This window comes from Luteitalea sp. (assembly GCA_009377605.1).
Lineage (GTDB): Bacteria > Acidobacteriota > Vicinamibacteria > Vicinamibacterales > Vicinamibacteraceae > WHTT01.
This window is the reverse complement of sequence record WHTT01000148.1, coordinates 1-9,439: the sequence shown is the minus strand read 5'-3', so window position 1 is coordinate 9,439 and position 9,439 is coordinate 1. Positions and strand designations below refer to the sequence as shown.

General features: G+C 62.7%; 8 protein-coding genes. 1 reads left to right on the top strand and 7 read right to left on the bottom strand.

Annotated features, from left to right (window positions below; genetic code table 11):
• The 4 genes from GEV06_27245 to GEV06_27230 all read right to left on the bottom strand — a co-directional run.
• Positions 1-1,077 (bottom strand): FtsX-like permease family protein (locus GEV06_27245; protein ID MPZ21556.1); only part of this gene is annotated, 1,077 nt, incomplete at its 3' end.
• Positions 1,078-1,311: 234 nt separating this feature from the next.
• Positions 1,312-1,803: a hypothetical protein gene (locus GEV06_27240; protein ID MPZ21555.1), complete on the bottom strand. Its 492-nt coding sequence runs from the start codon at positions 1,801-1,803 to the stop codon at positions 1,312-1,314.
• Positions 1,796-3,142: a hypothetical protein gene (locus tag GEV06_27235; protein MPZ21554.1), complete on the bottom strand. Its 1,347-nt coding sequence runs from the start codon at positions 3,140-3,142 to the stop codon at positions 1,796-1,798. The genes GEV06_27240 and GEV06_27235 overlap by 8 nt, the downstream gene beginning before the upstream one ends.
• 337 nt (positions 3,143-3,479) lie before the next feature.
• Complete coding sequence (locus GEV06_27230; GenBank protein MPZ21553.1) at positions 3,480-3,974, bottom strand: damage-inducible protein DinB; 495 nt, start codon at positions 3,972-3,974, stop codon at positions 3,480-3,482.
• 257 nt (positions 3,975-4,231) lie between these two features.
• Between GEV06_27230 and GEV06_27225 the strand changes: the two genes are divergently transcribed.
• Positions 4,232-4,492, top strand: a complete 261-nt coding sequence (locus GEV06_27225; GenBank protein ID MPZ21552.1) for a hypothetical protein — start codon at positions 4,232-4,234, stop codon at positions 4,490-4,492.
• On the opposite strand, the gene GEV06_27220 is transcribed toward GEV06_27225, so the two are convergent.
• The 3 genes from GEV06_27220 to GEV06_27210 are packed head-to-tail and all read right to left on the bottom strand — an operon-like array spanning position 4,484 to position 9,243.
• Positions 4,484-6,190: a hypothetical protein gene (locus GEV06_27220; protein ID MPZ21551.1), complete on the bottom strand. Its 1,707-nt coding sequence runs from the start codon at positions 6,188-6,190 to the stop codon at positions 4,484-4,486. The two genes, GEV06_27225 and GEV06_27220, sit on opposite strands and share 9 nt — an antisense overlap.
• Positions 6,187-7,608 carry a tetratricopeptide repeat protein gene (locus tag GEV06_27215; GenBank protein MPZ21550.1) on the bottom strand — a complete coding sequence of 474 codons (1,422 nt, stop codon included), beginning with the start codon at positions 7,606-7,608 and terminating at the stop codon, positions 6,187-6,189. Before GEV06_27215 ends, GEV06_27220 begins: the two co-directional genes overlap by 4 nt.
• Positions 7,609-7,626: 18 nt before the next feature.
• Entirely contained in the window at positions 7,627-9,243 is a 1,617-nt protein-coding gene (locus tag GEV06_27210; protein MPZ21549.1) for an FAD-dependent oxidoreductase, read from the bottom strand.
• Between the last annotated feature and the right edge of the window lie 196 nt (positions 9,244-9,439).

Here is a 9,439-nt window from a genome sequence, read left to right as displayed (position 1 = left end):
CGGCAACATCGCGAGCATGCCCTGGAGAATCCACACGCTCGACAGCACGCCCAACGCGCCACCGGCCGTGGCGAGCACCAACCCCTCAATCATGGCCAGGCGCATGAGACGTCCGCGTGTCGCCCCAAGCGCGGCGCGGATGGCGGTCTCGCGCTCGCGCGTCGCGCCGCGGGCGAGGAGCAGGTTCGCCACGTTGACGCACGCGATCAACACGACGAAGCTGACGGCCGCCAACAGCACCCACAGGAGTGTGTGGAGCTCCGCTCCCATGATCACCCTGTTTCCCGCGTTCAGGATCGCGGTGTGTAGCGGCTCCACGCGCACGGTCCGCCCGGTATTGGAGTCCGGGAACCGACGCGCCAGATCAGCCGCAATACTGTTCATCTCCTGTTGCGCCTGTTCGATGGTCACGCCCGGCTTCAGCCGGCCATCGACGATCAGTGGGCGGAAGCGACGGTTAGCCACCTCGTCAGGCGTCAACGAGAGCGGGATCCATAGACGGGCCGGCGTGCGATCCCAAGTCCCTGGTCGGAGCACACCGATCACGGTATAGGGGATCGAATCCATGCGAATGTCACGGCCGATGATGGCAGGATCAGTGCCGAAGCGCTCGCGCCAGAGCCGATGGCTGAGTAGCACAACATACTGTTTGCCCGGCTGATCCTCATCGGCTCGGAAATCACGCCCAAGCCAGACGTCTTCACCGAGGAAGCGATGCCCGCCAGGCGTGATCTCTCGTGCGAGGACGCGTTCCGGCGCATCTGGCGTGGCGAGATTGAGAGCACGACCAGGCCGGAATGCCTCCAGATACTGGAACGACGTGGCCTGTTCCTTCCACGCCCGGTACTCAGCGGGTGACGCACGGTCTCGGCTCTCGCCCACCATCGGCGAGACCCTCACGAGCTGGTCCGGCTGCGGAAACCGCAGCGGCGCGAGGAGCGTGGCATACACGACGCTGAAGATGGCCGTGTTCGGCCCGATGCCCAACGCGAGCGTGACGATGGCCGCTAGCGAGAATCCGGGCGCCTTCATCAGCACGCGGATAGCGAATTTGACGTCGGACCACAGGGCACGCATGCGACTCCCTCCCGCACGAGAACAACCGGAGGCCGTGCAAGTACCTGGCCAAAAAGGGGAGTCCGCGGAACGTCGTCCGAGGTAGGCCCTGGAGTGCTGTAGGATGTCCGACTGCGGGACGGGTGCGTCCGACGCCGAACAGGGCTCGTCTTGCGCAAAACGTTCCAAACGCAGACTGGTCGACCGACACCACTCCGTCCCGGCCCCGAGCCGTGGATCGGTGAGGCTCAGTCCTCAGCTCACCGCCTTCTTCACGAGCGCGCCGATCCTTGCCTCCTCGGCGGCGGTCAACTCCTTCAGCGCGAAGGAGGTCGGCCACATGGCGCCTTCGTCGAGGCTCGCCTTGTCGCTGAAGCCGAACGTCGCGTACCTCGTTTTGAACTTCTGCGCGCTTTGGAAGAAGCAGACGACATCGCCGTCCTTGGCATACGCGGGCATCCCGTACCAGGTTTTCGGCGAGAGGGCTGGCGCGCTGGTTTTGATGATGGCATGGAGCCGCTCGGCCATGGCGCGATCCGGTTCCGGCATCTCGGCGATCTTCGCGAGGACGTCGCTTTCCCCGTCCGCCCCGCCCACGCGCGGGCCGCGGCGCGCGGCCGCCTTCAGCTCTTGGGCGCGCTCCCTCATCCCGGCTCGTTCCTCGTCCGTGAATCCCTTGGACGCCTTGCCGGTAGTTCTCTTGGCGGACTGCTGCGTGCCCTTCTTTGCAGGTTTCCTCTCAGCCATTGCGAAGCACCTCCGTGCGCCGAACCAGTCCCAGCCGCTTGACCTCCGGGGATGATAACGGACGAACCGTCGCGAGAACCGAGCTCGCGAGCGAGCCCCGACGTGGTCGTCGCACCCCCGCCATGAACAGGCTCGCTCGCTTGCCGTCCCGCTCGGCGTCGTCCCTGTCGCTGTGGCCGGCTAAACCGTTACCGTCATTGCTTCGCTTGCCGTAGAGGTGGTCCGCTGCCGCCGTGCTCATGCGGCGGTAGTCGTGACCAATGCCCGGGACGATTTCCAGTTTCCACTGCAGGTTGGCATCCAGCTGTTTCGCTGTCGCCTGCGCATTGGCGAAGAAATATCGCCCACGCTGCAGTCTGCCCGGTCCCTGCTGGTTGGCCTCGGGTGTTTCACGCAGATCGCCGCGGGTTTCGTTCTCGTCGTCCTTCTCGCCGAGAAAGACGACGAGGCGCGAGCGGAACGCCCGCCGGATTTCATCCGCGTTCATTCCGATGTTTTCGAGACCGTAGGGGAACGCCTCGTTGAAGTCCGGCAGCGTGTACCAGCCCGAGTTCGACGTCAGGATGCGGCTGGCTCGGTTGTCGGAGTGGAAGAGCGCAAAACGATGCAGGATCTGTCCGCCGGCAGAGTGGCCGAACATGTCGTAGGAGTCCGCTTCAAGGTCGAGGGCATGGCGCGCGGTTTCGAAAATCCGGTCAAAGTCCGCGTAGATCCAGGTGCTGCGATCCCTGTTCACGCTCAATCCCGTCGCCTCGCCGTCCACATCCGCGACCATGCCGGCGAGCGCAAGCAGCGCGACGCGATACAATAAGGCGTTACTGTGCGCCAGACGGTCCAGTCCCGCGTCATTGCCGGCCGTTTCCGCCAGATCGCCGAATTGCCAGTGCGGCGGATTGGTATCCACCTGCATCCGAAACTCGAGCGTCACCGATTCCGGCATGTTACCCAGGTTGTAGCTCCAGTATTCGGGGTAGTGCTTCTCGGAATAGCTGGGCGAGAGGATCAGCACGCCATATCGCTCCGAGGCTTCCTTCCACGCGTCCCGATAGTCGTCGCCATTCCGGCCCGCGCCGGGAACGACCATCATCACCGGCGATTCGCGCGTCAGGTTCATGGGGCGGTAGTAATGGACTTCGATGGTGCGGCTTTCACGTCCTGCGCCACCCGGAACGAGAAACGATCCCGATCCTGCGTCGATCTCCACCGGTCCGCTTTGTGCGGTTATGTTCTGTGCGGGAGCGGGCGGAGCCTCGCGGTTGCTTGCGGCGAGCGTGCTGCCTCCGGCCGGCAGCAGAGCGCAAAGAATGGTCATCAGCATTGCGGATTTCGAGTCAGGCATCTGTCGTTCCTCACAATTGCGTCGGTGGCGTCATCGGTGCAGCATAGCCGGTCCTTCCAGCGTGTGAAGTCGTTTGTCGCGAAATGTCCGGTAATGTCGTAAATCGTCCGCTTGACCGCAATGAACGAGCTACTCCAGAAGGCCATCAGAGTCTTCCCAGCGTATTTTCGTGACCTCGTTGCACTCGCGACGGGCCAAAAACGGTTCGTCTCGATGCGACTTTCAGAGGATCGTCTCTTCGAGAACGCTCTCATCTTCCTGGCGCTGAGTTATGGGCTCGCCACCATCCTGAAGAGCTCGATGTTCTACGCGATGTACCTTCTACAAGTCAGAAATGCTAGCCCTGCCACGCCTCGTCCGCGGTGGGCCCATAGATTGACGGTACCGCCACGTCCAGCAGCCGGAGGTAAACGGTCATCTGCCCGCGATGATGACTGAGATGGCTGATATGCTGCCGCACCACCGTGCCGCGTGGCAACGTGAACAGCACCGCCCCCTTCATTTTCAACGACCAAGGAACCTCGTAGTCGGAATCTTTTGCCGCGGCAATGGCGTCGCGGGAGCTGCGTACATTGTCGTCGAACATTTTGAGCAGCGTGTCCCTGCTCTCGACACTGTAGCCGCCGCCGGAGGCGAGGTCCAACTCGGTGCTGGTCAGCGTCTGCCCGATCCACCCAGGCATCCAGGCCAGGAGCTGGGCAAGGTGCGCAATGGAGAACGACTTCGGGTGCGGTTTCCAGTTCGGATTGTCATCAGGCACGCGCTCGATCAGGCGGCGCGTGGCGGCCATCTCTTTGTCGAACTCCGGCAACAGCGTGTCAGCAATCGTCATGTCGTCAACGCTCCTCAGCTCGGATTGGAGAACGTGAGGCACGAGCCTGCGGCGCGCGAGCCGCTTCACCACGCAGTGTACTGCGCCGGTACAAGAGTCGCAACGAGGGTCCCCGTCACTCACCCGTTCCGTGCGGCCGGAAGGTGAGAGCCGGGTCCCCGGCTAGAATAGCTGCTCCGACTCCGTTCAGCCCTTGTCGCTGAGCGTGCCCGTTTCGAACCCACGTGGTTCGCTCGAACCGTTGGACGAGTATACGTATGCGTGAAGTTCGCGTTAAACCGTGCACGGCGGACATGAGGGCTGCAGCCGCACAGATGCTCGCGCGCGCGTTCGTGAGCAATCCGCTGCACGTGGCGGCCTTCGGTCCAAATCAGATCGCGAAGAACGCAGCGTTCTTCCGCATCGCGCTGTCGGTCATGAAGGGCTCCAAGCTCGTGGCCCTAGACGGCTCAGAGATTCTCGGCTTGATCCACTGGGTTCAATCGGCATGGTCCAAAATTCGTGTGCCCTCAGGGTGAGGCGCGCAGCGTCCCGCTGTCTTCTTTCAGGGTGACGAGGCTATTGGTCTCGATTTCGTCCCAGGCTTCGCACTGTCCAGTCGGCCAACAGACCCTGATCTCGTCCACCGTTCTGGCCTCGCCCAGTCGGACGTGCACACGCGGATCGCTCGATGCGAGGTAGCTGCCATCGGCGCGCACGCGCTGGACCACAGGAGGCGAGCCCCGCGGGACGACTGTCACCAAAGAGCCGAGACCCTCGCGATTGCTCACCCGACCACGGAGCCTGATGGAAATCCAGTGACCGTGCGAGCTCGACCGATTGAGCAGCAGCCTCGCCGGACCATTGTTATTGGAAACAAGGAGATCGACGTCTCCATCGTTGTCCATGTCTCCTGCCGCCACGCCGCGGCTCACGCCGCGAAGATGCAGCCCGGTCCTGGTGTCGATTCGGGTGAAACGCCCGACTGATTGCTGCCGGAACAACAGATCGATCTGGTGATACGGATATCTTCGGCCTCGCAGGGCTTCCTCGATCGCCACGGCCCCATTCGCCACGAATAGATCGAGCAGCCCGTCGTCATCGTAGTCCAGCCACGCCGTGCCGAAGCCCGTGTACGGCAGGCTGTCGCCAGCCAAGCCTCGCTCGAGGGTGACATCCGCAAAATTGGCCGTTCCGTCATTCAGATAGAGGGTATTCGTCTCACCGGTGAGATTTGTCACGAAGATGTCGTCATCGCCGTCCCGGTCGAAATCTGCCGCCGCGAGGCCCATGCCGGCTTCCGGCTCCGCGTCCTGGTTGAACGCGCTACCTGAGATGAGGCCTGCCTCGCGAAACGTCCGGTCACCCTGGCTCAGCCAGAGGTGGTTCGGCGTGCCATCGTTGGCAACGTACAGATCGATTCGCTCGTCGCCGTTGAAGTCTCCTGTCACCACGCCGAGGCCAGCGCCTGCAGCTCCTGCGATGCCCGCTTCACGGGACACATCCGTAAATCGTCCATGACCATCGTTGCGAAAGAGCCGATCAGGTTGCGGCTCGTACACGGCGGGATTGCAGTAGTCTCGCTCTCCCACCGCGTCGCGGCAAGACTTGTTACCTCGTAGGGTGAAATCGACATAGTTGACTACGAAGAGGTCCAGATCTCCATCGCGATCGTAGTCGAGAAAGGCTGCGCTGGTACCCCACCGTTGGTCATCAACGCCGGCTTGCGCGGTGACGTCGGTGAACGTTCCGTCCGTACTATTGCGATACAGCGCATTTGAACCGAGGCGCGTCACATAGAGATCGGGATACCCATCATTGTCGTAATCGCCGACGGCCACGCCCATCTCGAACGCCGTGCCCCTGAGCCCTGCTCCTTCAGTCACGTCGGTAAAGTGGAGAGACCCGTTCTCGAGTTCATTTCGAAACAGACGTCCGCCAGGGAAGCGGCATGGCTCAGGAAAGAGGAGGGGCTTGGCTGTCGCGTCCAACCTGACTCCCTGAAGCAGGTACGCGTCCAGGTCGCCGTCGTTGTCATAGTCGAAGAGCGCGACGCCAGAGCCCATGATCTCCGGAAGATAGAAGTCTCCGGTCGCGCCGGTGCAGTGATCGAAGCGTAGTCCTACGCGGGCGGCTACATCCTGGAACACCTGCGTCGGCTCCGAGCGAGCGGCGGTTTCAGGCAGAACCCACGCGGTCGCCATCAGTACCGCCGCAAGAGGATGAATCGGTCTCACGGGTGCTTCGAGCGCTCCTTCTCTGCAGCGCTCAGCTCCTCCCTGATCTGGCGGGCAAGCGTGTGCTGTCCTCGTGAGACGGCCACCTCCGCCGCTTGGCGGGCGTACGAGATGGCCTTCTCGAGGAGACCGACCTGTGCACACGCATCTGCCAGCGTGTGCAAAAGGCGTGGTGCGTAGTCGTCTGCGTCGTCGATGCTGCCCTCCAGGAGCGCGATGACTTCGTGCACCTCGCGTCGCCGCATCAGCACGCGCGCCAGATTGTATTGAGCCTCCCGGTAGCCCGGCCTCTGCTCGAGCGCGAGCCGGAAGTGCTTGGCAGCCAGCTCCAGATGTCCTTCCTGGACCTCGACGTACCCAATGTTGTTGTGCGCCTCAGCGTAGAGGGGATTGATCTCGAGCGCCTGTCGCAACGCCTCGTGCGCCCGGCGGCGGCGCCCCTGGCGGCTCAAGACGATGCCGTAGTTGTAGTGGGCTTCAGCCGAATCCGGGTGCAGGGCGATGGCTTTCTCGTAGTGTTCGGTGGCCCTGTCCCAATCGCGCAGGCCGATGTACGCGGACAGCAGATTGACGTGTGCCTGAACGTAGTCCGGCTGAATCCTCAGGGCATGGTGATAGGCTGCGATGGCCTGCTCGATCTCCCCATCTTGCTGGTGGACGAGCCCTCGTTCCAGGTGGGCGCGGGCGCCGGAGCGCAGCGAGATCACCTCCTGCAGCAAAGGATCGTCGGCGGTGGGCGCGGGCGCACGTGCCGAGCGATACGAGGCCAGCTGCCGCTCGGCTTTCGCCGTGTCTCCAAGCGTGGTGTAGAGCCGCGCCAAGGCGTAGTGCGCGGCACCGAAGTCACGCGAAGCCTCGCATGCCCTGAGATAGCTCTGCTCGGCCATGCGGAGGTTTCCGGCCGCGAGGTGAGCACGGCCCAATCCGTAATGCAGCAGGGCTGAATCGCCATGCGCCTCCGCGGCCTGCTCGTACAGATCTAGGCTGGCCTGCACGTGGCCAAGGGCCAACAGCGCTTCCGCCAGCTTGAGTTGCGCCGGAAAGTAGTCGCGTCGTCTGTCGAGAGCCGCTCGAAGCGAGTGCGCTGCGTGCTCCATCTCTCCTCGTTCCGCCCGGACGGTACCAAGCAGATAGTGCCAGCGAAAGGCCTTGGGCTGGAGAAGGGTCGCGCGTTGGTAGGCGCGGGTGGCGGATTCGAGCTGCTGGTGCGCTTGCAGCACCATCCCCAGGCGCCCGTTGACCTCTCCATCCCGTGGCCTTCTGCGCGCCTGTTCGTACGCGGCGCTCACCGTTTCGCGGATCGCTGGCTCGAAGCGCTCCGGGCGCAGCTCCGGTAGCGGCGGGAGCCGTTCTGCACGCGGGTCTTGAACGCCCGCAGCCAGCGGCAGGAGCAGAAGCCACGCGACGGGCATACGCATTCCCACGCGAGCGGAGGCTCAATTGGTCGTGGTCTCGGTCCAGGACAGAATCTGGCCGTCCTTCAACAGTCGCTTCTGCAATGCGTCTGTGTCAATCCGCTGCACGGCCTCATCTTCATCGATGGCATGCGCGGCAATCGTTGCCGCCGACTGCCCCAACACCATGAAGACCGGTTCCATCCGGATGGACCCAAAGGCGATATGACTTGCGGAGAGGCTCACCGGCACTACGAGGTTGCGACATTCATCCGCTTTCGGCACGATCGAGGCCAACGCAATCGGATAGGGAGGAAATCCTCCCACCTGAACATCCCCTTCGTTCAGCACCTTGCCGTCTTTCACGTATCTCTGGACGTTGTGTGAGTCCATCGTGTACGCCGCAAGCCCAACGCTCGTCGAAGCCACCTCCGTGCCTCTGCAGTTACGCTCGCTCATCACGTAGTCGCCGATCATGCGCCGTGCTTCCCGAATATAGAGCTGATGAGGCCACCCGCCAGTGTCGACGAACTCATCCTTGGCCAGGCCCCACCGGGCAACCTCGTTTCGAATAGCCTCGGGCACGCGCGGCTCATTGGCCAGGGCCCACATCAGGCCCATCTGGTAACGTCGGTGCGCATCGAACGATCGCTCCCTTGTCGCGTAGTCCGCTTCGGGGTAGTCATAGCTCATGCCAATGAAGTCGGACGAAAAGACTTCCTTGTTGTTGATGTCCGTCTTGCGGTTGGGCATCCGCGTATTGATCCAGGGGATACGGTCCTCGCCCGCTTCAAAGTAGCGAAACAGCAGCTCGTAGCTCTCCGACGCGTAACCGTCTGGCTTGGGAAACGGAATCTGATTCTCTGGAACATCGGTCAGGCACAGGCGAAAATTGAACGCTTGTACTCGCTTGTCCGCAGCGCCTTCCTCGCCGGGCGGGTCTGCATGGACATACGGCAGTAGGCCACTGGTGGGGTCCCCGGAAACGACATACGGATCGACGGGGAATCGAAATTGATGCGAGACAGCGCTCTCGGTCTGCACACCGTTGAGTGTTTCATTGTACGTCGAGTTGGCCTCGCGCCCGACAAAATGGGAAACGCCTGCGCCGGCCAGCAGGTCGCCTTCATATGTAGTATCAATGAAGATCCGGCCGCTGTAGGTCTTGCCGCCTTCCATCGTAATCTGGGTAATCGCTGTTCCGTCCGTGGTCACGCCGTCTTGTAAGTCCAGCCGCTCCCCGTAAACCACCGGAACGTTGGCCTCTTCAATCATCTCTCGCAACACCGCTTCCGCCACGCGTGGCTCAAAGGTCCACATCGTGTCGTCATCTGCGCTCTGGCGCGAGCTCTCGTACTCATCTCGCGTCTGATAGACCCAGGCTTCGTCTTGGGCGTAGTAGTCGGCGATCCTCCGATAGAGCTCTCGCGCAATACCGCCAATGGCCGCCTTGTTCCCAATGTCTGTCGCGCCCAGGCCGCCGCTGGTCAGCCCGCCCAGATGTCGGCCCGGCTCGATCAACACGACGCTCTTGCCCATGCGGGCCGCCTGTATGGCGGCGGTCACGCCGGCCGAGGTGCCGCCGTACACCACGAGGTCATACTCGGCCCGGGAGGAATCGGTGGCGCCGCAAGCCAGGCCCACGGCACATGACAGCATCACGACAATAGCTCTTCTCACCTTCGAGGTCCTCCAAAGATGGCTCGTGAACTGGGCGACGGAACAGACGTCGATCACCAGGACAGCTTCAGGGCGAGCTGGATCTCGCGAGGGGCGTTGGCCTGTGCTGATACCTGACCAAAGCTTGCGTTGGTCACGCCCCCGTTTGGCAGCGCGAACTGTGGCGTGTTGAATG